This is a genomic window from Fundicoccus sp. Sow4_H7 (assembly GCF_052115865.1).
Classification (GTDB): Bacteria; Bacillota; Bacilli; order Lactobacillales; family Aerococcaceae; genus Fundicoccus_A.
In genome coordinates, this window is record NZ_JBQKME010000017.1 from 1 (window position 1) to 22684 (window position 22684).

Genomic DNA, 22684 nt, shown 5'->3' on the forward strand with positions numbered 1-22684 from the left:
AAATTTCAATTTTGGTACATGAAAACTATTCAAATCGTCACATTGCTAAATCCATTGAACGTGCCCCACAAACAATCAACAATGAAATAAAACGTGGGACAATTCGTCAAAGCCGTCGGCAAAAACAAGGGGGTAAAGTTTATACTTACACCTACCAAGTTTACGACCCAAAACTTGCTCAATCACGCTATGAAGACTTACGTAAAAATTCAGGTAGACGTCCTAAATGGGTTGATTCCACTGACTTTATTGATTGGGCTGATCAAAAGATGTTAGAAGATGGATGGTCTCCCGATACAGTTGTTGGTTTTGCGAATCGTTATAACTTATTCGCAAACGAACTAATTCCTTGTACCACTACTTTATACCACTGGATTGATTGTGGTATTATGCGGACTAAAAATATCGACTTATTAGAGAAACTTTCTCGTAAGATAAAGAACCCTAGTCAAAAAGTTCGTCGTAATAAGCGAGTGCTTGGAACTTCCATTGAAGAACGTCCTCAATCAATTGATACTCGAGAAACATTTGGTCATTGGGAAATCGACACCGTTATAGGGAATAAGAAAAAATCCGAGCCGGTATTACTCACGCTTGTTGAAAGACAAACACGCTTTGAAGTCATTCTAAAAATTGACGGAAAAGATGCTGAATCAGTCGATAAAGCAGTGACGAATTTGAAAGAACGATCAGGTGATCAGTTTGAGTCTATCTTTAAGAGTATCACATCAGATAACGGTTCAGAATTTTCAGGACTCCACGAAGGGTTATCTGAGGCATTAGATGTCTACTTTACGCATCCCTATGCCTCTTGGGAGAGAGGAACGAGTGAGAATCAACATAAATTCATTCGTTGTTTCATTCCAAAAGGTAACTCTATGAGTGACTTAACTCAAAGCGATTGTTTGAGAATTCAACAATGGATGAATGATTATCCTAGGAAAATATTAGGTTATCAAACACCTCATGAAGTCTTTACTAAAGCGTTCAAAAAAGCAAGACAAGAGGAATGACTCGTCAGTGCTTGACAACGAGCCTCCTTCGGCATGACTGAAAGTCTGGGAAGCTGGCTGAGGCCAGCCTTGGAATGACCCTATCATGCCTCAGCTCATTGTCAAGCACTGACTAGATAGACCAATACAGTAAGTTAGTACGTAACACATTGTTTATGATAAGTGGCTAACTTCAACTTGAAATTTCCAAGAACAATTTTATATCTTTTTTTAGAAAATTATTCTAACGAGGATATCTCTCTAATGACTAACATCCGAATGGATCAAGTTCAAAATACCTTTGATCGTTTACGTAGGAAGTTGGTGGAGTTGTTGGAGCAGTAGGGTTTTAAAAATAAATTATTTTTTAGCATCCAGCCATTGTGACAAAGTCATGTATGGCTGATTATTATTCATTGAATAAAAATTGTAATCATGCTAATCGTAATTGTGCTAATCGTAATTGTGCTAATTTTAAATACCTCATCAGAAAAACCGAATCCCCTCTGCCGCTGTTATTCACTAACAAGCAATAAAAGGGATTCGGTTTATTATTATCTCTACTACCTACCTCACACACCTAAACCCTAAATTGCTGGTCGAGCTGGCAGCAGACGTTTGGTTTCTGGCTGCCACTCTGTAGCGATTGCAATAGGAATCGTGGCAAAGGAATGAGCCGCCTTTAGTGGCAAAAGGATTGTCTGAAGGCTCGCTGTATTCTTTCAAGAAATCATCTGATGTTTGGGTTTGAAAGGCTGTAATGGGGATATTCCCTGGGTTTAAGCACCATTCCCAGACATTGCCGGCCATTTGGTATAAGCCATATCCGTTTGGGTTAAAACTTTTGGCAGGGGCTGTTCCTAAATAGCCGTCTTCAGCGGTATTTATTTGAGGGAATTGGCCTTGCCAAATATTGCATTGGTGTTGGTTATCTACTAGTAAGTCGTCGCCCCATGGATAGCGTTGCCTTCGAGTCCTCCGCGGGCAGCATACTCGCATTCGGCTTCGGGGTGGGAGTCGCTTGCCTGCCCATTGGCAGTAGGCCATGGCGTCATTGCGTGATACATGGGTGATGGGGTGATCAAGGGGGCCTTTAATGTTTGATTTGGGTCCTTCAGGATTTTGTCAACTGGCTCCTTCAACAATCCGCCACCAGGGTGTCTCAGGTAAATAGCGGTAGTTGTCGCGTTCGGCTTCGGGCAACAACAAATAGAAGACAAAGGACCAGCCATATTTTTCAGCGTCGGTTTGGTATTTGGTAACTTGTACAAATTCCGCAAATTCCCTAACAGTCACCGTAGTTGAAGACATTTCAAAACTATCAAGGTTAATAACAGCGGTTGGTTGTTCTTGGTCGCCAATATAACCTTCGCTAAAGTTGTCACCTATTGTAAAAGAGCCGGCTGGAATTGAGATCATTATATTTTCTGTCAAAACAGTCACTCCTTTAGGCGCCGTAGACACGTGGCATGGATAGTAGTTCTTTCAATAATTCTGCCCAGGCATATTTTAATAGTAGATTGGTTTTCAAGCTGGCATAGTCAGGGTCGTCCCATAAGTTATTAAGTTCGTTTGGATCTTCTTGTAAATCAAAGATTTTACCATAGCTTTGCCCGTAATAAATCGTGATTTTATAGCGTTCATCAACGTATGACCGCATATGAACGGCGGATGGTTGTGTCCGATTTTCGACAATCACATGGTCACGGACAGCTTCTTTTTCACCATTCCATATATCCACTTGATTCATCCCTCTTCAACTAAGCGGTCCAGATTAGGAGTTGAAATATCGGGATTAAATGCGCCAATCTTATTCCAGTGTTGATGGTCACTGGTGATGAGTAGTATATTAGGTTGCGTCATCAAATCATTCTTTCGCATTATTTTGTGGTGTAGCTTAATTTAATCATTCAAGTTATTTAAGAAAAAACAAAGCTTTTGCAATGGTATTTATTTAAAAGGGTTGTGAATTCTACTTGACAATCCCGCCGTTTATTTTTATGATAGATGATGATGTAAATTTGAAAAGGAGTGATTGTTGTGGCTCAAAAGAAAGCAGCTTTAGCTTGTACTGAATGTGGGCAACGTAATTACCAAATGACCCCGACGCAAGCGGGACAATCCTCACGTTTAGAGATCAAAAAGTTTTGTAGATACTGTAATAAGCATACGTTACACAAAGAAACTAAATAATGAGGTAGAAAAATGGATTATATTAAAAATGTAGCAAAAGAAATGAAAAATGTTACTTGGCCATCTTTAAAAGAAGTGAACCGCTTTACGTTAATTTCAATTGTCATGATCATTGCATTTGCTTTATACTTTGCTTTAACTGACTTTGCTTCAGAAGGCTTTATCAATTGGTTAATTAGCCTATAAGCGGGCTAGCGCTATATTTTTTTAAAAGCGCGTGTTATAATGACTACAGAAAAAACCTACAGTTGGTAGGTTTTTTATTTTGATTTCAATTTGAATTTTAACCAAGCTAAAAAAGGAGATATTTATTATGGAAGGAAATAAAGAGTGGTATGTTTTACATACTTATTCCGGTTATGAGAATAAGGTCATGGAAAACATTGAGTTGCGTAAGGAAAGTATGGGGATGGAAAATAATATTTTCCGCCTGCAAGTGCCGGAAGAAGAGGTTACTGAAGTGAACGATGGCGTTGAAAAGAAGAAAATGGTGAAAACTTTCCCAGGTTATGTGCTGATTGAGATGATTATGTCCGATGAGGCATGGTTTATCGTTCGGAACACGCCTGGAGTGACGGGCTTTATTGGTTCGCACGGGGCAGGGAGTAAGCCGTCGCCGTTGTTGCCGGAAGAAGTTGAGGCGATTTTAGGTGACACACCAAAACGTCAAGTGGTGCATTTAGACGTTGAGGTTGGCGATTATGTAAAAATTACCGATGGGGCTTTCTCAGATCTTTCAGGTATCGTTGAGGAAATCGATAAGGAACATCAAAAACTGAAAATTTTACTTGAAATGTTTGGTCGTCAAACGGTGGCTGAAATGGAGTTTCATCAAGTCGAAAAAGAACAAGTTTAGGGGCGTGGTGACCATCGAAAGAGAAACACTTTTCAAATGGGGCGTCCCCGTCCTGTTTTTCACAACCCTCCTAATAAATATCGCTGCCACAATGGGTGCTTTATTCCCACATTCGCAACTTGATATTATTAATAGGCATGGGGGTTTCATGCAGCCAACCAATGCTACGTTTCTGATTTGGTGGGTCATTTATATTGGAACCGGCGTCAGCGTCTTGATGGAATTTGTGAAATCCGATGAGGTAGCGTTAATTCGCGCTTATCACCGCTTTGTCCGTCCTTTATTACTCCAAGCTTTCTTGTTTCATATTTTGTGGACGGTCAGCTGGTGCAATGATTGGCAATTGGTTGCCTTAGTGGCTGTCGCTTATTATGCGCGGACGATGATCCGCATCATGCAGGTGATTAGTTTGACAGCTAGTTTGCGCCAGTCTCCTTGGCTGTTAAAATACCCAATGGGCTTGCATACAGGCTGGATCGTTGTCAGTGCGATTGCTAATATTGATATTTTGGCCTTAAGCCAAGGCATGCCAACAGACAATTATGTCTATGTCGCCATTGTTGCTGTGTTGTTAATCGCGATTGTTGGCGCAAGTGCTTATTTCTTTGCCAAATATGGGAACGAAGTCGTGATGGCGCCAGCCATTTGGTATTTGATTGGTGTTGTGGCTAAACATCTTGGTGCCAGCAGTATTTATGCTCAAGTGATTTTTTGGCTGGCGGTAGTTTTGACGGTTATTGCGGTGGGAATTTATATGCATTTCTTGCAGCTAAAACAACAACAAAATCAAAATAAATAATTCTAGGAAACTCAATCGATGGTATGTTGTCGGTTGGGTTTTTTTGTGTATACAGCACAAAAATGGAACTCTTTAGGTTCTCGTAGAGACGAGAGGCTAAAGTTTTCAACTCGTCGCGGAAATAGTTAGCTATTTCCTGCCAACGATAACTCAATAATTTACAACATCTCTAGGACTTAATAAAAACCCCTCCTGACAAGCATTTTTCTATAAAAACATGTTATAATATAAAAAACGTTTACAGAAAATGAGGGATAAAATGAAGAGGACATATTTTCTAAAGAAGAGCTTAGTTTTAGCTCTAGCCTTAAGCTCATTGGGTGTGCTATCCCAACCAACATCAACCATATTAGCCGATAATGCTCAAACAGAAGAAAGAGTTGAAAGAATATTAGATGGAGACTTCGAAGCGCCTCTACAACACAACAAACAGACTCTTTTAACTTTTGACGCCATCTTGCCGATGAAATCAATTTACGTGGACTTGAGTTCCATTGGTGGAAAAGAATCCGTTGCCGTTTCGCCAGAAGTATTACAGCTCACGGTTAACATTCCATCCGATGTTGACGCCGGTACTTACGAGATTCCTGTTCGAGCAACAACTGCAGATGATATTTCTTTTTCGTTCACGATTGATGCCGAAGTTATCGCAGCAGAAGAAAGTCAGACGGATTGGGATGAAGAAATTATTTATTTTATGTTAACTGATCGTTTTTTTGATGGGAATCCTGACAATAATAATCCATATGACTTGCCTTATGATGAAGCAGACAATCCACGTGGGATTTATCAAGGTGGAGACTTTAAAGGGGTAACGGAAAAAATGGATTATTTGGCTGATTTAGGTATTACAACTATTTGGATTACGCCGATTGTGGAAAATATCCATTATGATTCTTCTTTTGCAGGGGTAGAAGGCAGTCTTTATGGTTACCATGGTTACTGGGCGTTAAATTTTGAGGAACTGAATCCACATTTAGGGACACTCGAAGAATTTCACGAAATGATTGATACAGCTGCTGATAAAGATATCAAAATTATGGTGGATGTGGTCTTAAACCACACAGGCTATGGCTTACACCCAAATGATGGTGATTTAACCGATCCACCACAAGGCTACCCAACAGATGAAGACCGCGCACGTTTTGCGGATATGATTCGTGTAGAACCGGGGCGTGATGACCGGTCGATGTCTCTGTCAGGATTGCCAGACTTTGTTACCGAAGATCCTGAAGTTCGTGAACAAATTGTCGATTGGCAACAAGCGTGGATAGAAAAATCTACCACAGCTAACGGCAATAAAATCGCCAGTTTTAGGGTGGATACCATTAAACATGTGGACATGCCGACCTTACAACAGTTTAAAAACCAAGCTGCCCTTGCAAATCCTGATATCCATATGATTGGTGAAGCATGGGGGGCTAGTCATCGCAGTGATGGTGGCTATCTCAATTCCGGGACAATGGACAGTGTCCTTGACTTTGGTTTTAAAACTATCGCCAATCAATTTGTGAACGGCATGATGGAAAATGCCGAACGTGACTTGACCATCCGTAATCAAAATATTCAAAGTAACGCAACTCTAGGGCAATTCCTCAGCAGTCATGATGAAGATGGCTTCCTTTATAGCCTTGGGGATGATTTAAATAAATACCTTGTCGCTAGCTCCTTGCAGTTAACAGCTAAAGGTCAGCCAGTTATTTATTATGGGGAAGAACTTGGTCAAAGTGGGGCGAATAATTGGCCGGTTTATGACAACCGCTACGACTTGGATTGGGAGAATACGGTAGACAATCCTGTTTTAGACCATTATAAAAAGTTAATTCAGTTCCGCAAAGATTATTCCAACATTTTAGCTCGCGGCGACCGCCAAATGGTGGCAGGCTCTAACGAGGAGGAGTGGGTTTTAGTGGAGCGGACGCAGGAAGACGAGAGCGTCTACCTCGGCTTTAATTTAGCCCAAGAGCCACAAACCATCACGCTAGAAGTTGATTCTAACAATGCTAGCATTGTCGACCAGTACAGTGGTCAATCCTACACCGCATCTGAAAACGGTGATATTTATTCAGTGGAAGTAACCTTGCCGTCAAGTAGTGAAGGTGGAACGGCGCTATTGGTGGTGAAAGACGGACGTTTTATTTTCGAATAAATAACTTATTATTTATTAACGGAAATATGCTATGATTACATTATTAAATGAGAGTAAAGGAATTAATTAATCATGTCGAAACTTTTAACAAGGTTAAGCGTCATCTTTTTCATTGTCACGCTCTGTTTGCCACTCAATTCGGCAAAGGTCGAAGCCAATGCCTACATTCAACCAACAACGCTAAACTTGATTGTCGCGACCCAATCAGGCGCGAACCTGCAATATTTATTAGAGGATTTACCAGAAAATGCCCATTCAACGGATCCTTATTTGATATTGGTGAATGCTTTAAACCCAATTAGTTCAGATATTTGGATGGACTTTGCCTATACGGATAATGGGGAGCGCTATGATAGTTCCATTAGCGGTCAATATTATCAAATGATAAATGATGCGGCTGCAGCGGGCATTTATTTTGATGTGGTGTCGGCCTATCGGACAATCGACGAACAGCATCTAAATCGTACATCGCGCGTCAATGCTTATTTGGCTGAAGGATGGTCGTATGAAGAAGCGGAATATTTAACGGACCAATACTATGCACCAGCTAATGCTTCCGAACATAGCACAGGTTTAGTCTTTGACATACTCGGCTATGACTGGGTCAATATCGGGGGTGGCTTAACAAGCGATTATGCATACCAATATTCTGCAATTTGGTTAGCTGAAAATGCGCACCATTATGGCTTTGTTTTACGCTATCCAGAAGGCAAAACCCACTTAACCGGCTATTATTTTGAACCTTGGCATTACCGCTACGTCGGCTACGAACATGCTGAATACATGTATCGCCACGGCCTCGTTTTAGAAGAATATGTCTTATTATTACAAACACGAGAAAAATTAAACTAAATATCACTGCTATAAACAAAAGCGAATCAAAGGAGTATAGTAGATATGAAGCAATTGAGAATGGGATTAATTGGTTATGGGATGCGAAGTTATATTGGGCGTTACTGGCATCAACCCCAAGGGCGGTCCATTATTACAGCTGTAGCTGATACGGATGAAAAACAATTAGACAAGGCTAAAGAAGAAATTGATGCAGATGTTTTTGTGACAACCGACTATCATGAATTGTTAAAACGTGATGATGTTGATGCGGTAGTGATTTTAACACCGGATTATCTGCATATTGAGCATGTGCTAGCAGCCTTGGATGCGGGCAAACATATTTATTTAGAAAAACCGATGGCAATTCATATTGAAGACTGTCAAACCATCATTGAAGCGTGGAAGAAGACAGATGTGAAGCTGATGATAGGTTTTAATATGCGTTATATGTCCATGTATAAAACCATGAAGTACTATATTGACAAAGGTTTTATTGGGGATGTTAAAGCTATTTGGGTGCGTCATTTTGTTGGTTTTGGTGGGAAATATTATTACCAAGACTGGCATCGTAATTCGGAATATACGAATTCTTTGTTGCTGCAAAAAGCGTCACATGATATCGATGTGATCCATATGTTAGCTGATAGCTATACGAAGCGGGTTTCAGCTTTTGGATCCTTAGATTTCTATGATAATGAAGACCATTTTAAAGCCGACCGTTTGGAGCACAACGAAGAAGCTGACATTAATGTGGAAGATAATAATGTTTTGATTATGGATTTGGAAAACGGCGTGAAAGCTGCTTACTTACAAAATCATTTTACACCAGAATATTCGCGTAATTATACGGTGATTGGGACAAAAGGTCGGATTGAAAATGACGATATCAATGATAAAATCTATATTAAATCACGTCATACCGATGATTTATTAGACCAAAGTGATATTGAAATTCAAATGAAAGCGACCAAAGGCTCGCATGGCGGGGCAGACCCACAAATTTGTGATGCTTTTGTTGAGTATGTATTGGACGGCAAGGAACCTAATGCGAGTTTGGCAGACGGCATGATGAGTGTCGTTGTAGGGGTTAAAGCGACTGAATCTGTTCGTTCAAATGGACTAGTTTTAGATTTAACTGAATATATTGACTATTTAAAAGAACTGTAATAGAAAAACAGCTTACCAACTGCTTTTGATGAAAGCAAGCGGTGAGCTGTTTTTTGATGGATTAAATTTCTTTACGACTAAAGAGAAAAATACCTAAACTTAAAAAGACCACGACATAAATTAAGCATAAGAAATAAGTTTGGTCGATTCCCATCCATAGTACGCCACTAGGCAATGAAAGTTCATTCAACATGTAAGGTCGAATTTGTTGCACAATCGGGCGGTTAATCGACATTAAAATGGCTGGGAGTATCGACCATAGCATAATAATCAGCATATCAATCGCTCCACTACTAAACATAAAGCGGAACAAAATGAAAAGACTCAAATAACTAGCCCATAGTGGAATCCGCATCACAATAAAATCGATGCTAAAGTTAATGAAAGGTTGAATTGGTCCGCCAACCAAGATTTTGTAGCTGATGATTAACGTTATATAAGAAAGGCTAACAGCAATAATCCCTAAGAATATACTCATGAGATATTTACTGAGGTAGATTTTATAGCGAGGAACTCCGTAACTGATCGAGTTAATGAAGGTCCGTAGTTTAATTTCATCCGCAAAGGCAATAATCGCAACAATATAACAAATAAAAGGCCCAACAACTGTTAAAATACCTCTGTAAAGATCAAGAATGATATCCGGTGTGAGAAACATTCTCACCAGGATTTCAGTTCCTTCATCATAGACATTTCCAAAATAGACAGCCAGCACCGTCAATAAGGTAAGCAGGATGGTAATGATACTGAAGATGTAAAATGAACGGCTTTTGAATAGTTGATAAAATTCACTTCGTATGAGTCTAAGCATATAAATCCTCCTTACTTTTCTGTCGGTTCAACTAGGCTAGCAGCAGAGATATTTTGTCCGCGATTTTTAGAAATAATATCCACAAAGAGTTCTTCCAGCGGATAGATTTGATGGTAAAAAGCATTGACTTGTAAGCCTTGTTTAACCATCATTTCATTGATTTGATAAGGCTCAATGCCATCGAAATCAAATAGTTGGATCGATTTTTTGGTAGTTCCAATTTTGATGGTTGGGAAATGTTCCTTGATTAGGCTAATGGTGCGGTCAAGGTCATTGGTTTGGATATTAATCACAGGTTTCTTACGTTCCATCAATTCAGAATACGTGAATTGTTCAATCATCTGGCCTTGGTCGATAACTAAGAAACGAGTGGCGATATTCTCGAGCTCACTTAGAATATGTGAGGAAATAATCAAGGTTGTCTGACTGTTTTCAGATAACGACTTAAATAAATGCCTTAATTGAATAATCCCTTCAGGATCTAAACCATTAATCGGTTCGTCAAGGATGAGTAGCTTAGGTCTATGGATGAGAGCCAAGGCTATTCCTAAGCGTTGTTTCATTCCCAACGAGAAACTTTTAAATTTCTTATTAGCTGTATGGCTTAGGTGGACTAAGTCTAGGACTTCATCAATTCTACCTTCTTCGGTAATATTGCGTTGCATGGCAAAATATTTTAAATTTTGTTTTGCCGTTAAATTGGGGAAAAAGGCAGGTCCTTCAATGAGCGCACCTAATTGCTGTCTGGCTGTAAGGAGTTCCTTAGTGTTTTTTGATTGATAGAGTGTAAGCGACCCTTGGTAGTTGGGGATGAGCCCGGATATTATTTTTAACAGGGTGGTTTTTCCAGCGCCATTTGGTCCTGCAATCCCGATGATCTCACCTTGTTGGATTTCTAAGTTAATGTCTTTGATCGCCGCTTGTTTTTGGTAGTATTTGCTGACATTATTTAATTCAAGTACTGTTTCAGCCATAGCAATCCTCACATTTCTGTATTTTTTGTTTGAATCTTTTTTGTTACACCCATTTTATCATAACTGCTTGCTAAGAGTATAATCGGAGTCAACGGGAAGTTCAGTTGGTTGCCAAACGCGTACCCCTCCCAGCCATTTAGTTCTCTGCGTTTGCCAAACGCGTGCCCCTCCCGGCACTTTAGTTCCCTGCGTTTGCCAAACGCGTACCCTTCCCGGCACTTTAGTTCCCTGCGTTTGTCGAACGCGTACCCCTCCCGGCACTTCAGTTCCCTGCGTTCGCCAAACGCGTACCCCTCCCACCTTTTAAGTTCCCCCCGTTTTCCCAACAGCCCCCTCCATACAAAAAAGTTCCACCTTTTCAAACATGCACAAATAAAATCTCACCAAGCAGAGATATTTACTTGGGTTGTGAGGCTTTTATGGTATAATTTTGTCAATAATTGATGGCGCATACAGCATGCTATTGATTAAAAATGTATGATGGATGAGGAGATTAGAGTATGCCAGTTTTTCGTGTGAGTTTGCGTTCGGAAGTCTTAGGTCAGGGAATTGATATTAATGTGTTAGGTCCAGATAAGATTAATAAAAAGACAGCGGTGATGTATTTGTTGCATGGGCGGTCGGATGATTGTAACGCTTGGTTAAATAGCACGCGTTTGACGTCTTATGCAGAAAAATATAATTTTTTAATTGTCATGCCTGAGGTGCGTTTGTCTTATTATGCGGATGAGTATATGGGGCAAAAATATTGGACCTATTTAACGGAAGAATTAACGGAAAAGGTCGAAAATTGGTTTAATGTGAATCCAAAAGCGAAGCGATTTGTTGCTGGTTTATCTATGGGTGGTTATGGGGCTTTTAAATGGGCGTTGAATTACCCAGACTATTTTGCAGGGGCTGCTTCTTTATCTGGTGCGATGGATGTTTTGGATTTATGGAGCCGTGATGTGATGCGGGATGATGAATTCAAACGCGTTTTCCAATCGAAACGTCAGTTTAGTAAGAGTGAAAACAATTTGATGTATTTAGTGAAAAATCAAAAGTATAACGAAGGTTATTTCCTGCAAATGTGTGGAACAGAAGACTTTTTAATTGAAGATAATCGTCGGTTTAATAAGTTAGCGGAAAAACAAATTAAGCATTATGATTATGTGGAGCAAGCTGGAGACCATAATTGGGATTATTGGGATATGACGATACAGATTGTGTTGGAGAAATTTAATGATCTAGTTGTTGGAAAATAAGTTGGATAATATAAGACTTATCCATGTAAGCTAGTAGATATATATAGTATAATTGAAGCAAATAAATTATAGTCAAAGGAGCCTTAGTAATGAGAATTTTGTTAATTGATGTTGACTCGCTGAGACCTGATCACTTAAGTGCTTATGGCTACCACCGTCAGACATCCCCAAATATTGACCAAATCGCAAAAGAAGGGATGAAGTTTACGAATTATTATACTTCAGATGCGCCCTGCTTACCTTCGAGGTCTGCTTTTATGTCAAGCCGGTTTGGGATTCATAACGGGGTTGTGAATCACGGAGGAACAACTTCGCAATTTCGCATGGATGGACCAGAAAGAGGCTTTCAAGATAAGTTAGCAAATTTAAGTCTCCCTGGCTTTTTGAAAAACCAACTCGATATGAACACCGTTTTGGTGAGTCCTTTTGCTGAACGGCATTCCGCTTGGCATTTCTATGCTGGTTTTAATGAAATATATAACACGGGTAAAAAAGGTATGGAGCGTGCGGACGAGATTGCTCCAGTCGTCCTTGACTGGCTTGAACGCAAGGGTGCTGAAGACAATTGGTTCTTATATGTTAACTTTTGGGATCCCCATACACCCTATCGGGCACCTGAAAGCTACGGCAATCCTTTTGAAGATGAACCATTAAAAGACTTCTACACAGAAGAATTGTTGGAAAAACATATGAAAGCAGTCGGCCCGCATACGAGCCAAGAATTATATGAATATCATTCCAACCAAGAAGAAGGCCTGCCACGAGCACTAGGAAAGATTTCTAATTTCGAGGACTTACGAACCTTTATTGATGGCTATGACATTGGTATTCACTATGCTGACTTTTATATTGGTAAAATCATTCAATACTTAAAAGATAATAATTTATACGAGGATACAGCGATTATTATTACAGCTGATCATGGTGAAAACCAAGGCGAGCTTTCCATTTATGCGGAACATGCCACAGCGGATAAAGGAACCGCCAATATTCCCTTAATTATGAAGTTTCCAAATGTGCCACGAAATTCAACCAATACAGGATTGCATTATTCCTTAGATTTATTGCCAACATTGGCTGAATATTTTAAATTAGATGTACCCGATTATTGGGACGGTGAAAGTTTCTTAAATTCTATTAATAATGCACCGAGTCAAGGTCGAAACGAACTGATCCTATCACAAATGGCCCATGTCGTTCAACGGTCGGTCCGCTTCGATGACTGGCTTTACATGCGTACCTACCATGACGGCTATCACCTATTCCCAGAAGAAATGCTATTTAACCTTAAAGAGGACCCCTACGAACAAAACAATGTGGCGCAAGAACACCCAGAAGTCGTTCAAGATGCGGTTTACCGCCTAATGAAATGGCAAGACGAGATGTTATCCACCCTTGACGCGCCTTATACCGATCCTTTATGGATGGTCCTTCAAGAAGGTGGCCCGCTTCACGCCAAAGGTTCCTTGCCAAACTACATCGAACGTTTACGCGACACCGGTCGCGGTTGGGCCGTTGAAGAACTCAAACGCCGCCACCCTCAAGAATTTAAACACCAATAAATATCTCTGCCTTAAATCCCTTGCTTGCTTTTAAATGCCAAGCAGGGGATATTTATTTTGAAGAAGGATAAAATTATTTTATGAAATATGGTATGATGGCTTTAAGAAAACGCTTAAGGGAGGGCGGTTATGAATAGGCGCGACGATATGCAACAGTTGGATGATTTGGCGGAGGTCATCAACCTTGAAGCCATCCAGCAGTTACCTAAAGCCACGGAACACTTTATTAGTGATTTACATGGTGAGTTTGAAGCCTTTGATCATTTAATGCGCAATTGTTCTGGGATTATTCGAATTAAAATTGCGGATGTTTTCACGGGTGAATTGACCAGCCGTGAACAAGAGCGGCTAGCTTTTATGATTTATTATCCAGAGGTATTTATTCAAGAGGGCAAATATTCTTCGGATGAGTGGTTGATTTTATTGAATCGTTTAGTGCGTTTGACGCGGAATGCGTCAAGTAAATACACCCGTTCTAAAGTGCGTAAAGCGATGCCGAAGGTCTATGCCTATATTTTGGAGGAATTATTGTATCAGTATGACCTAGAAACAAACAAGCAGGCTTACTATGATGCGATTTTTGCGAGTATTATTGAGTTGGATTTAGCGGTGAATTTTGCGACGGAATTGACTCATTTGATTAAGCGTTTTGTGGTAGATCATCTTCATGTACTAGGGGATATTTATGATCGTGGGGCTTATCCTGACTTGATAATGGACACCTTGATGGAAGCACCCAGTCTTGATATCCAATGGGGCAACCACGATATTATTTGGATTGGTGCCTACAGTGGATCCTTAGCTTCTCTAGCGGTGGCCTTGCGCATTACTTTGCGTTATGGGCATACGCGCCTATTAGAGGAAGGTTACGGTATCAATTTAGATCGTCTCCGTAAGTTTTCAAAGCAATTTTATCAAGCCAATCCTGCTTTTATGCCCAAAGGGGTCGAGGATTTGGCTATGTCTGAAGAAGACATTTGTGCGTTGAATTGTATGCATCAAGCCATGACAATTATTCAGTTTAAGTTAGAAAGTCAGATTATTCAGCGTCGGCCAGAATTTGAAATGGATGATCGTTTGGTTCTGCATTATTTAAATGACGATAAAACCGAGATTACTCTTGATGAGGTGACTTATTCTCTTGACCATGGTTGTTTTGAATTAGTCGATCTTGATAATCCGGCTGAATTGCATTTAGGCGAAGAATTAATTATTCATGACTTGTTGTATCAAATGCAACGCTCTAGCCGTTTTAAAAAGCATATTGATTTTTTAGTTAACAAAGGCTCGATGTATAAAACCTACAACAATAATTTATTGTTCCATGGCTGCATTCCATGTTCTGAAGATGGTGCATTTATGGAGATGACCTTTCAAGGTAAAAAATACTCGAGCAGGCAATTAATGGATTTTTATGACCAAGCTATCAGGAAAGCCCATGAACAGCCAAATATCACCGATGACTTTGAAACCGATTTAATCTGGTATATCTGGTGCGGTGCGAAGTCCTCCTTGTTTGGTAAAAACATCATGAAGACCTTTGAACGGTATTTTATTGCTGACAAGAAGACCCACTATGAAAAACAAAATGATTATTATTCATTAAGAGACAATGAAGATTTTTGTCGTCAAGTATTGGAAGCTTTTGATTTGGATGGCTCTGGCTACATTATTAACGGTCACACGCCCGTGAAAGCTCTATTAGGTGAAACGCCCATCAAGGCAAATGGAAAAATGTTGGTGATCGATGGTGGTTTGTCAAAAGCCTATCAAAAAGAAACCGGGATTGCGGGATACACCCTCATCGATAATTCCCACGAAACCTATCTTGTTGCCCACCATCCCTTTACAACCAAAACGGATGCCATTGCGAACTTTAAAGATATTCTCCCTGAGCAAATGATCGTCTCTAAGCGCACCCAGCGCGCCAAAGTACTGGACACCGATATCGGCCAGCGCTTGAAAAAAGAAGCGAACCAATTAAGAGAAAAATGGTCCCTCAACCAATAAATATCTCTGCCGTTAAGGAGGCGAACTGATGGAGGAAAAAGATCAAACAATCATACATTTCCCAGTATATGCAGAACTTAAAACAGCGATTGAAAGCTTACAGGCCAATTTAAATTTGTTGTTGCTTGAACACGATGAGCTTATTTATGTGGTTTGTAAAAATATCGAAACGAAATACTTATTGGCAGCAGGGCATTTGGATTACAAAATCTATCAACTTGATTGCGATATTAGACGACTTAAGCGAAAAGCAGACTTGATTCAAGCTAGAATTAATCGTCAAATGTCAGTGGATCTTTCTGCGATTGATTCACAATTAAATAATGAATTCAAAGAGTATCAACAGCAAATGAAAAAGATGTTGAAGGATTTGAATGCTGCGATGAGACGGGCGAGCGGTAAATCACTGACGACTGAAGAAACGTTGGAACTAAAGGACTTATACCGAAAAATAATGAAAAAGCTCCATCCTGATTTGAATCCTGATATCGAAAGCGATAAGCAAGAATTATTTTTACATGCGGTCGAAGCTTATAAAAATGGTGACTTAGACCGATTGCGTATGATTACAATGATGGTAGATGATGGGGTTTCGCTTGGTCCGTCAGAAAGGTCTTTGAATAAATTACAAAAAGAAAAGCAAAGGCTGGAAGAACAAGTAAAACTGGTCAATGAGTCGATTAAAAAGATTCAATCAGAATTTCCTTATACGTTAAAGGCGCTTGTTTCGGATCCAGCAGAACTCGACAAGCATGTTGTCTATCTTAATGAAACGATTGAAGAAATAGAAGAGGTTTTGCGATGGTATGTTCAGAAAACAAATGATCTAGTAGGTGAGAATCATGAGTGAATTGACGCCATCGGGTGGTTCTGGGCATGTTATTCCCACTCTTAAGTATGGGGAGAATGGCTTAATGCTCCCTAAGCCATTCGAAAGAGATATTTATTTGTTTTCCACACATATTGCTGGGACGAGTTATGTAATGGGGATAAAGGATTTAGAGCCCAGCTTAAATGTAGACGACCGTTTGAAGTTTTATCGCGAACCTGATAACCCATATGATAAAGAAGCCATTGTTGTGAAAAACCAGTATGGAGTGAAGTTAGGCTATATTCCCCGCAAGGACAATGTTATTTTTGCCCGCTTAATGGATGCCGGCAAATTATTGTTTGGGAAGATTAAGTCAAAAGAATTTCAGGGGGAATATTTGTTCATTAGGGTTGATATCTATTTGAATGAATGATGGTAGTGTCGGCTTATTTAGCAGTGATATTTATTTAAAAAATAGCTTGTATTTTTGATGAAACGTGTTATAATGTTACGGTATGTCTATGAGCATACATGGGTGGGAGGAGCTTGTGCTCCATGTACCACATCACGAACTAAAATTTTAAGGAGGAATGTTTCGTGGCTAAAAAACTAATGACGCAAGTTAAATTGCAAATTCCAGCGGGACAAGCAAGTCCAGCTCCACCGGTTGGTCCAGCGTTGGGTCAAGCAGGGGTTAACATTATGCAATTTACAAAAGAATTTAACGCAAGAACTCAAGATCAAATGGGTATGATTATCCCGGTTGTAATTGATGTGTTTGAAGACCGTTCATTTACATTCATTACTAAAACACCGCCAGCACCAATTTTGTTGAAAAAAGCAGCTAACTTACAAAAAGCTTCTGGTCAACCAAATAAAAATAAAGTTGGTACTGTAACGCGCGCACAAGTACAAGAAATTGCTGAAACTAAAATGCAAGACTTAAACGCAGCCGATGTAGAAGCTGCAATGCGTATGATTGAAGGTACTGCTCGTTCTATGGGAATTACCGTTCAAGACTAAGCATACCGCAGCTTCTCGCCCCGTTTTCTATCGGGGGTGGGAGGTTTATCCGCTAACACCACAAATATAGGAGGAATATAAAAATGGCTAAGAAAAGCAAAAAATTTCAAGCAGCACTTGAAAAAGTTGATCGCACAAAACGCTATGATGTAACAGAAGCAGTTGCCTTAGCGAAAGAAATCGACTTCGCAAACTTTGATGCAACGATCGAAGTTTCTTATAACTTAAATATTGATGTTAAAAAAGCAGACCAACAAATTCGTGGAGCAATGGTATTGCCACACGGAACTGGTAAAACGCAAACTGTGGTTGTTATCGCTCGTGGCGAAAAAGCCGCTGAAGCTGAAGCAGCAGGTGCAGATTATGTTGGTGAACAAGAATTAATCGAAAAAATCAACGGTGGTTGGTTAGAATTCGACGTAATGGTTGCTACACCTGACATGATGGGTCAAGTAGGTCGTCTAGGACGTGTCTTAGGACCAAAAGGTTTAATGCCTAACCCTAAAACAGGAACTGTTACAATGGATGTAACTAAAGCTGTTAATGATATTAAAGCAGGTCAAGTAACTTACCGTGCAGATAAAGCAGGTATTGTGAACGTGCCAATCGGTAAAGTATCTTTTGAAGAAGCTCAATTAGTTGAAAACTTCAAAGCTTTACATGAACAAATCATGCGTGTTAAACCAGCAACGGCTAAAGGTGTATATATTACAAACTTAGCACTAAGCTCAACTCTTGGGCCTGGTATCAAAATCGACACAGCTACTATTTAATTAAAAAATAATTCTTGACAATACAAGATTTATTAACTAATATATATATGTTTTAAACGACCGCAGACAGTAAGTGGCAAATGCCTTAATTTCTTACCGAGGAAGTTCCTAATGATTACTATTTGGAAGCTATCTCTATGTCTATGGTGACATAGAGATTTTTTATTTTAAAAAATCTCTAACAATCAAATGGTGGAGGTGAACTAAGTGCCAAAAGATGTTGTAATTGCTAAAAAACAAGATGAAGTAACACAAATTGCAGAAGAAATCAGAACAGCTGCAACGGTTGTTGTAGTTGACTACTTAGGTCTGACTGTTTCTGAAGTAACTGACCTAAGAAAACAATTACGTGATAACAACGCACAAATGAAAGTTGTTAAAAATACCATCTTACGTCGTGCAGCTGCTGAAGCAGAAGCTGAAGGACTATTAGAATCATTCGTAGGACCTACAGCGATTGTATTCAGTACGGAAGACGCGGTTGCACCAGCTAAAATTGTTTCTAAATTTGCTGAAAAAGCAGACGAATTAACAATTAAAGGTGGTATGATCGAAGGTAAGGTAGCAACAGTTGATCAAGTGAATGAATTGGCTAAACTACCAGATCGCGATGGATTATTATCTATGTTACTTTCTGTATTACAAGCTCCTGTCCGCAATGTTGCGTACGCAGTTAAAGCTGTCGCTGAAAAAGACGAAACAGACGATGTTGCTTAAAACATCACTTTATACAAATAAATATATCATCATATAACGGAGGAAAAAATAATGGCTTTAAATATCGAAAATATTATTGCTGAAATTAAAGAAGCAACAATTTTAGAATTAAACGACTTAGTAAAAGCAATTGAAGAAGAATTTGGCGTAACGGCAGCAGCTCCAGTAGCAGTAGCAGGTGGAGCAGCAGAAGCAGCAGCTGAAGAACAAACTGAATTTACAGTTGAATTAACAGATGCTGGTGCAGCTAAGATTAAAGTAATCAAAGTTGTTCGTGAAGCAACTGGTTTAGGTCTTAAAGAAGCTAAAGCTTTAGTTGACGAAGCTCCTAAAGCAATTAAAGAAGGCATCTCTAAAGAAGAAGCTGAAGAATTAAAAGCTAAAATTGAAGAAGTTGGCGGGGTTGTTGAAGTTAAATAATAACTTCAACCTTGTTAACACCAAAGCACTCACCTTTCGGGGTGGGTGTTTTTTTGTGGGGTTAGCGGGGGTGAATGTTTCTATTTGGCATATCCGTTTAATTATATGCCCGCGCAAGCCTCTCCCCGGCATATCCATTTAATTATATGCCCGCGCGAGTAGCTCCCTGGCATATGCGTTTAATTATATGCCCGCGCGAGCCTCTCCCTGGCATATTCGTTTAATTATATGCCCGCGCGAGCCTCTCCCTGGCATATCCATTTAATTATATGCCTGCGCGAGCTGCTCCCTGGCATATCTGTTTAATTAAGTGCCGGTACGAGCCTCTCCCTGGCATATCCGTTTAATTATATGCCCGCGCACGCAACTCCATCTCGATTTCTTATAAAAAAAGACTGCCATTCGTTCAAAATGGCAGTCGCATTAGTGGTATTTATTTGGTTTGGTTTGCAATGATTTGATCTATTACTTGGGCAACGCCATCTTCTTCGTTTGATGGGGCTAGGTAACGGGCGGAGTCTTTGATGAAATCGACACCGTTGGTCATGGCGTAGCTGTGGCCAACCATTTTAATCATGGAACGGTCGTTAAGTGAGTCGCCGATGGCAGCTACTTCTTCCATGCTGTAATCTTGTTGTGCCACATATTTTTCAACAGCTAAGCCTTTTTGTGCTTTGATGTGGGTGATTTCTAAGTTATCAAAGTTAGATGATGTGACATCGAGTGTTGGTGAAGCTTCAATAGAGTTACGGGTTTGTTTCAGTTTTTCTAAGTCATCACTAAAGAACATGGTTTTATAAACAACTGGTAGTTGCTTTGTATTGATTTCGCTTAAAGGTTTAATTTCGCGAACTATTGAAGAAAGTTGCGCTTCGGTGATATCTTCATTTCCTTTATCATGATCAACAGCAGCTTTACTTAAGAAACGTTTCATGCGTTTGACATAATTTTCATAATCTGACACATAAAAACCTTTATCCGCAATAACGGTTGCGTTGATATCAGGATCATCTAAATAAGTTAAAATTGAAACGAAGTCTTCAGCTTCAATAGGTTGTGTTTGCAAAACTGTTCCTTCGTCATCGTGAATAACGGCACCGTTTAGATTGATCATCCGACATTTGATATTATGTGCCGCTAACAATTGATGTGCAGAATAATATTCACGACCGGTTGCTACCATAAATTCCACGCCACTATCTTGAAGAGCTCTAATCGCTTCTGCTGTACGATCACTAATTACATGGTGTTCATTTAACAAAGTTCCATCTAAATCAGAAACAAAAAGCTTAATCATTCCTCAACCTCCAACAAAATTTGTTATACTTAGTGTATCATACTTTATAGAAAGAAAGATATTGATAAAATTAACTAAACGCTTACAGAGAGGGATTATTATGCAACCAATATTTTTAAAAGCAGTTTTACAAGATAAAATTTGGGGAGGTAGCAAATTATACACCCATTTTGGATTGGACTTACCTAGCCAAACGATTGGAGAAGCTTGGTCTATCAGTGCCCATCCAAATGGAGTATCCGAAGTTATTTCGCCCGCAGAGTTCGCCGGTATGGGATTGGATGAGTTATACCAAAGTCAACCGGAATTATTTGGAGGCGTAACGGAAGAACGTTTTCCGCTATTAACAAAAATCTTAGATGCGAATCAAAACTTATCTGTCCAAGTTCATCCAGATGACAAATACGGTTTGGAGCATGAAGGCGAACTAGGGAAAACAGAATGCTGGTATATCATCTCGGCTGATCCAGGATCAAAAATTATTTATGGTCATAATGCCCAAACGCCAGAAGAATTCTCTGCCATGGTCGAAGAAGGCCGCTGGGATGACCTCCTAAGAGAAGTGCCAGTTAAAGACGGTGATTTCTTTTATGTACCGCACGGCACGATTCACGCCATTGGTGCAGGGATTGTCATTTTAGAAACGCAACAAAACTCAGATACCACCTACCGCGTTTACGATTATGGACGTACCGATGCCCAAGGTAACGAACGTGACCTACACATCCAGCAATCACTTGATGTTACCCAATTCCCTCATCAAGACCCTCAAGTAAATATCACTGAAGATGACCAAGATGGCGGTAAAGTTGTCCATTATTTAACCAACGAATACTTCAGTGTTTACAAATGGGATTTAAAAAAATCGCTAACGGTTGACCTGCCAAAGGAATATTACTTAGCAACTGTCATTACCGGTGAAGGTGAAATGGAAATAGATGGTAAAGTTTATCCTTTACATCTCGCAGATTCTTTCATTTTACCATCAGACATTCAATCCGTGACTTTAAGAGGAGATTTGGAAATTATTGTTTCTAATCCTGAAACGGTCGCATCTAAGAAAGAATTGGTTTAATGGGCGAACAATATTTTACACGGATTCCTACAAGCGAAGATCGGCAAAATGAATTTACCGTAGAAGTAGCGGGTTATCCCCTAAAGTTTATTACATCAGAGGGTGTCTTTTCTAAAAACAGAGTGGACTACGGTTCGAAGTTTTTAGTCGAAAGTTTTATTGACCTCGCACAAGTAAAAGAAGGACAAGGAATTTTAGAATTTGGAAGTGGCTATGGAGCCATGTTGATTCCGTTAGCAAAAGCCTACGACAAGCATTCATTAAAAGGATTTGAAGTGAATGAACGTGCGTATGCCTTAGCCCTTAAAAATGCAACATTAAATCAGGTTCAAGCTGAATTTGTTTTAGCTGACATTATGACAGTTTCGGTTGATAATGAAGCAGCAGATTTTGTTTTAACCAATCCCCCAATCAGAGCGGGAAAAGCAGTGATCCGTCATTTTGTTGACCAAGCCTTCAAGGCGCTAAAAACTGAAGGGGAACTTTGGCTAGTCATTCAAAAGAAACAAGGTGCTCCTTCGATGCAAAGCTATATGGAGACTGTTTTTGGGAATGTTGAGAAACTAAAACAAGACAAAGGCTATTGGATCTTAAAGAGCCAAAAATAAATAATGTTTCATTTAATCCGACTGTTTAACACTAGCTAAAGATGCCGTAAGAAAAAACGACGACTTTGCTATCAATTAATTAGTCGGATTTTTGTTGTGCGAATTTTTGATAAAGAAAGCTTGACAAAGCGAGTCTAATTTAGTAGAATTCTTAGTTACAAGAGTTATGTCGTGAATATAGGTGGGACTTGAAATATTGTCCGAGTCCATCCGCTAAATAGAACAAAAGTGTTGAGGAAGCGAAAAAGGTCTCAATCTTTTGTCTTTTTTATTGCCCAAAAACATAGTAAAAGTGGATTCTTAATAAAAACTTATACATTTGCGTGTAATGGGGATATTTATTCGAAAAACTCAAATATTTTAAGGGGT

At 39.6% G+C, this 22684-nt stretch carries 24 protein-coding genes, 1 pseudogene and 1 other annotated feature; of the genes and pseudogenes, 19 read left to right on the top strand and 6 right to left on the bottom strand.

Annotation, left to right across the window (positions count from 1 at the left end):
- The coding region (locus ACTQ54_RS11595) for an IS30 family transposase (RefSeq protein WP_441757055.1) at positions 1–1013 on the top strand (1013 nt) is incomplete at its 5' end.
- Between the two features lie 546 nt (positions 1014–1559).
- On the opposite strand, the pseudogene ACTQ54_RS11600 reads toward ACTQ54_RS11595, so the two are convergent.
- Together ACTQ54_RS11600 and ACTQ54_RS11605 are read right to left on the bottom strand one after the other, a co-directional pair.
- Positions 1560–2411 (bottom strand): annotated as a pseudogene (locus tag ACTQ54_RS11600) (formylglycine-generating enzyme family protein).
- Positions 2412–2439: 28 nt separating this feature from the next.
- Positions 2440–2733 carry a sulfatase/phosphatase domain-containing protein gene (locus tag ACTQ54_RS11605; protein ID WP_441757057.1) on the bottom strand — a complete coding sequence of 98 codons (294 nt, stop codon included), beginning with the start codon at positions 2731–2733 and terminating at the stop codon, positions 2440–2442.
- Between the two features lie 299 nt (positions 2734–3032).
- On the opposite strand from ACTQ54_RS11605, the gene rpmG reads away from it, so the two are divergent.
- The 7 genes from rpmG (at position 3033) to ACTQ54_RS11640 (ending at position 8990) form a co-directional block, all read left to right on the top strand.
- Entirely contained in the window at positions 3033–3185 is a 153-nt protein-coding gene (gene rpmG / locus ACTQ54_RS11610; RefSeq protein WP_441757059.1) for a 50S ribosomal protein L33, read from the top strand.
- Between the two features lie 12 nt (positions 3186–3197).
- A complete protein-coding gene (gene secE, locus ACTQ54_RS11615; protein ID WP_441757061.1) occupies positions 3198–3371 on the top strand; it encodes a preprotein translocase subunit SecE in 174 nt (57 codons plus the stop codon).
- A 127-nt stretch (positions 3372–3498) separates the two neighbouring features.
- A complete protein-coding gene (nusG, locus tag ACTQ54_RS11620) occupies positions 3499–4041 on the top strand; it encodes a transcription termination/antitermination protein NusG (protein ID WP_441757063.1) in 543 nt (180 codons plus the stop codon).
- Between the two features lie 7 nt (positions 4042–4048).
- On the top strand, positions 4049–4840 hold the full coding sequence (locus tag ACTQ54_RS11625) for a hypothetical protein (protein WP_441757065.1): 792 nt from the start codon (positions 4049–4051) through the stop codon (positions 4838–4840).
- A gap of 259 nt (positions 4841–5099) precedes the next feature.
- Positions 5100–6989, top strand: a complete 1890-nt coding sequence (locus ACTQ54_RS11630) for an alpha-amylase family glycosyl hydrolase (RefSeq protein WP_441757066.1) — start codon at positions 5100–5102, stop codon at positions 6987–6989.
- 72 nt (positions 6990–7061) lie between these two features.
- A complete protein-coding gene (locus ACTQ54_RS11635) occupies positions 7062–7841 on the top strand; it encodes a M15 family metallopeptidase (RefSeq protein ID WP_441757068.1) in 780 nt (259 codons plus the stop codon).
- Positions 7842–7886: 45 nt separating this feature from the next.
- Positions 7887–8990, top strand: a complete 1104-nt coding sequence (locus ACTQ54_RS11640; protein ID WP_441757070.1) for a Gfo/Idh/MocA family protein — start codon at positions 7887–7889, stop codon at positions 8988–8990.
- Between the two features lie 61 nt (positions 8991–9051).
- Here ACTQ54_RS11640 and ACTQ54_RS11645 read toward each other — a convergent pair whose 3' ends face one another.
- Genes ACTQ54_RS11645 through ACTQ54_RS11655 form a run of 3 tightly spaced genes read right to left on the bottom strand, consistent with a single transcriptional unit; the run spans position 9052 to position 11101 of the window.
- Positions 9052–9801: a hypothetical protein gene (locus tag ACTQ54_RS11645; RefSeq protein WP_441757072.1), complete on the bottom strand. Its 750-nt coding sequence runs from the start codon at positions 9799–9801 to the stop codon at positions 9052–9054.
- A gap of 11 nt (positions 9802–9812) precedes the next feature.
- Positions 9813–10775 carry an ABC transporter ATP-binding protein gene (locus ACTQ54_RS11650; RefSeq protein ID WP_441757073.1) on the bottom strand — a complete coding sequence of 321 codons (963 nt, stop codon included), beginning with the start codon at positions 10773–10775 and terminating at the stop codon, positions 9813–9815.
- Between the two features lie 8 nt (positions 10776–10783).
- Positions 10784–11101, bottom strand: coding sequence for a hypothetical protein (locus ACTQ54_RS11655; protein WP_441757075.1), 318 nt, complete (start codon positions 11099–11101; stop codon positions 10784–10786).
- 174 nt (positions 11102–11275) lie between these two features.
- Here ACTQ54_RS11655 and ACTQ54_RS11660 point away from each other — a divergent pair, with 174 nt between their 5' ends.
- The 9 genes from ACTQ54_RS11660 to rplL all read left to right on the top strand — a co-directional run bounded on the left by ACTQ54_RS11660 (position 11276) and on the right by rplL (position 19335).
- The gene (locus ACTQ54_RS11660; RefSeq protein ID WP_441757077.1) at positions 11276–12019 is read left to right on the top strand and encodes an alpha/beta hydrolase; all 744 of its coding nucleotides are present in this window, start codon (positions 11276–11278) and stop codon (positions 12017–12019) included.
- A gap of 89 nt (positions 12020–12108) precedes the next feature.
- The gene (locus tag ACTQ54_RS11665) at positions 12109–13581 is read left to right on the top strand and encodes a sulfatase family protein (RefSeq protein ID WP_441757079.1); all 1473 of its coding nucleotides are present in this window, start codon (positions 12109–12111) and stop codon (positions 13579–13581) included.
- A gap of 129 nt (positions 13582–13710) precedes the next feature.
- Complete coding sequence (locus tag ACTQ54_RS11670) at positions 13711–15591, top strand: fructose-1,6-bisphosphatase (RefSeq protein ID WP_441757081.1); 1881 nt, start codon at positions 13711–13713, stop codon at positions 15589–15591.
- 28 nt (positions 15592–15619) lie between these two features.
- On the top strand, positions 15620–16441 hold the full coding sequence (locus tag ACTQ54_RS11675; protein ID WP_441757083.1) for a J domain-containing protein: 822 nt from the start codon (positions 15620–15622) through the stop codon (positions 16439–16441).
- Complete coding sequence (locus ACTQ54_RS11680) at positions 16434–16835, top strand: HIRAN domain-containing protein (protein ID WP_441757085.1); 402 nt, start codon at positions 16434–16436, stop codon at positions 16833–16835. Before ACTQ54_RS11675 ends, ACTQ54_RS11680 begins: the two co-directional genes overlap by 8 nt.
- Positions 16836–16999: 164 nt before the next feature.
- Positions 17000–17425, top strand: coding sequence for a 50S ribosomal protein L11 (gene rplK, locus ACTQ54_RS11685; protein WP_441757087.1), 426 nt, complete (start codon positions 17000–17002; stop codon positions 17423–17425).
- An 83-nt stretch (positions 17426–17508) separates the two neighbouring features.
- Positions 17509–18198, top strand: coding sequence for a 50S ribosomal protein L1 (gene rplA, locus ACTQ54_RS11690; protein WP_441757089.1), 690 nt, complete (start codon positions 17509–17511; stop codon positions 18196–18198).
- Positions 18199–18240: 42 nt separating this feature from the next.
- Positions 18241–18371 (top strand) — a sequence feature (ribosomal protein L10 leader region).
- Between the two features lie 34 nt (positions 18372–18405).
- Complete coding sequence (gene rplJ / locus ACTQ54_RS11695) at positions 18406–18915, top strand: 50S ribosomal protein L10 (RefSeq protein WP_441757091.1); 510 nt, start codon at positions 18406–18408, stop codon at positions 18913–18915.
- Between the two features lie 51 nt (positions 18916–18966).
- Entirely contained in the window at positions 18967–19335 is a 369-nt protein-coding gene (gene rplL, locus ACTQ54_RS11700; protein WP_441757093.1) for a 50S ribosomal protein L7/L12, read from the top strand.
- A gap of 433 nt (positions 19336–19768) precedes the next feature.
- Here the strand turns inward: rplL and ACTQ54_RS11705 are convergent, their stop codons facing one another.
- Positions 19769–20632 (bottom strand): Cof-type HAD-IIB family hydrolase, encoded by an 864-nt coding sequence (locus tag ACTQ54_RS11705; RefSeq protein WP_441757095.1) that lies wholly within the window; start codon positions 20630–20632, stop codon positions 19769–19771.
- Positions 20633–20729: 97 nt separating this feature from the next.
- On the opposite strand from ACTQ54_RS11705, the gene manA reads away from it, so the two are divergent.
- Both manA and ACTQ54_RS11715 read left to right on the top strand, forming a co-directional pair.
- On the top strand, positions 20730–21707 hold the full coding sequence (gene manA, locus ACTQ54_RS11710) for a mannose-6-phosphate isomerase, class I (protein ID WP_441757104.1): 978 nt from the start codon (positions 20730–20732) through the stop codon (positions 21705–21707).
- Positions 21707–22315, top strand: coding sequence for a class I SAM-dependent methyltransferase (locus tag ACTQ54_RS11715; RefSeq protein WP_441757097.1), 609 nt, complete (start codon positions 21707–21709; stop codon positions 22313–22315). The genes manA and ACTQ54_RS11715 overlap by 1 nt, the downstream gene beginning before the upstream one ends.
- The last annotated feature ends 369 nt before the right edge of the window (positions 22316–22684 follow it).

Coding starts and splice junctions, on each gene's coding strand:
- ACTQ54_RS11705 (WP_441757095.1), bottom strand. CDS start 20,632: ATGATTAAGCTTTTTGTTTCTGATTTAGATGGAACTTTGTTAAATGAA.
- rplL (WP_441757093.1), top strand. CDS start 18,967: ATGGCTTTAAATATCGAAAATATTATTGCTGAAATTAAAGAAGCAACA.
- ACTQ54_RS11680 (WP_441757085.1), top strand. CDS start 16,434: ATGAGTGAATTGACGCCATCGGGTGGTTCTGGGCATGTTATTCCCACT.
- ACTQ54_RS11670 (WP_441757081.1), top strand. CDS start 13,711: ATGAATAGGCGCGACGATATGCAACAGTTGGATGATTTGGCGGAGGTC.
- ACTQ54_RS11640 (WP_441757070.1), top strand. CDS start 7,887: ATGAAGCAATTGAGAATGGGATTAATTGGTTATGGGATGCGAAGTTAT.
- ACTQ54_RS11630 (WP_441757066.1), top strand. CDS start 5,100: ATGAAGAGGACATATTTTCTAAAGAAGAGCTTAGTTTTAGCTCTAGCC.
- ACTQ54_RS11635 (WP_441757068.1), top strand. CDS start 7,062: ATGTCGAAACTTTTAACAAGGTTAAGCGTCATCTTTTTCATTGTCACG.
- ACTQ54_RS11660 (WP_441757077.1), top strand. CDS start 11,276: ATGCCAGTTTTTCGTGTGAGTTTGCGTTCGGAAGTCTTAGGTCAGGGA.
- secE (WP_441757061.1), top strand. CDS start 3,198: ATGGATTATATTAAAAATGTAGCAAAAGAAATGAAAAATGTTACTTGG.
- ACTQ54_RS11715 (WP_441757097.1), top strand. CDS start 21,707: ATGGGCGAACAATATTTTACACGGATTCCTACAAGCGAAGATCGGCAA.
- ACTQ54_RS11645 (WP_441757072.1), bottom strand. CDS start 9,801: ATGCTTAGACTCATACGAAGTGAATTTTATCAACTATTCAAAAGCCGT.
- nusG (WP_441757063.1), top strand. CDS start 3,499: ATGGAAGGAAATAAAGAGTGGTATGTTTTACATACTTATTCCGGTTAT.
- ACTQ54_RS11675 (WP_441757083.1), top strand. CDS start 15,620: ATGGAGGAAAAAGATCAAACAATCATACATTTCCCAGTATATGCAGAA.
- rplA (WP_441757089.1), top strand. CDS start 17,509: ATGGCTAAGAAAAGCAAAAAATTTCAAGCAGCACTTGAAAAAGTTGAT.
- ACTQ54_RS11665 (WP_441757079.1), top strand. CDS start 12,109: ATGAGAATTTTGTTAATTGATGTTGACTCGCTGAGACCTGATCACTTA.
- ACTQ54_RS11650 (WP_441757073.1), bottom strand. CDS start 10,775: ATGGCTGAAACAGTACTTGAATTAAATAATGTCAGCAAATACTACCAA.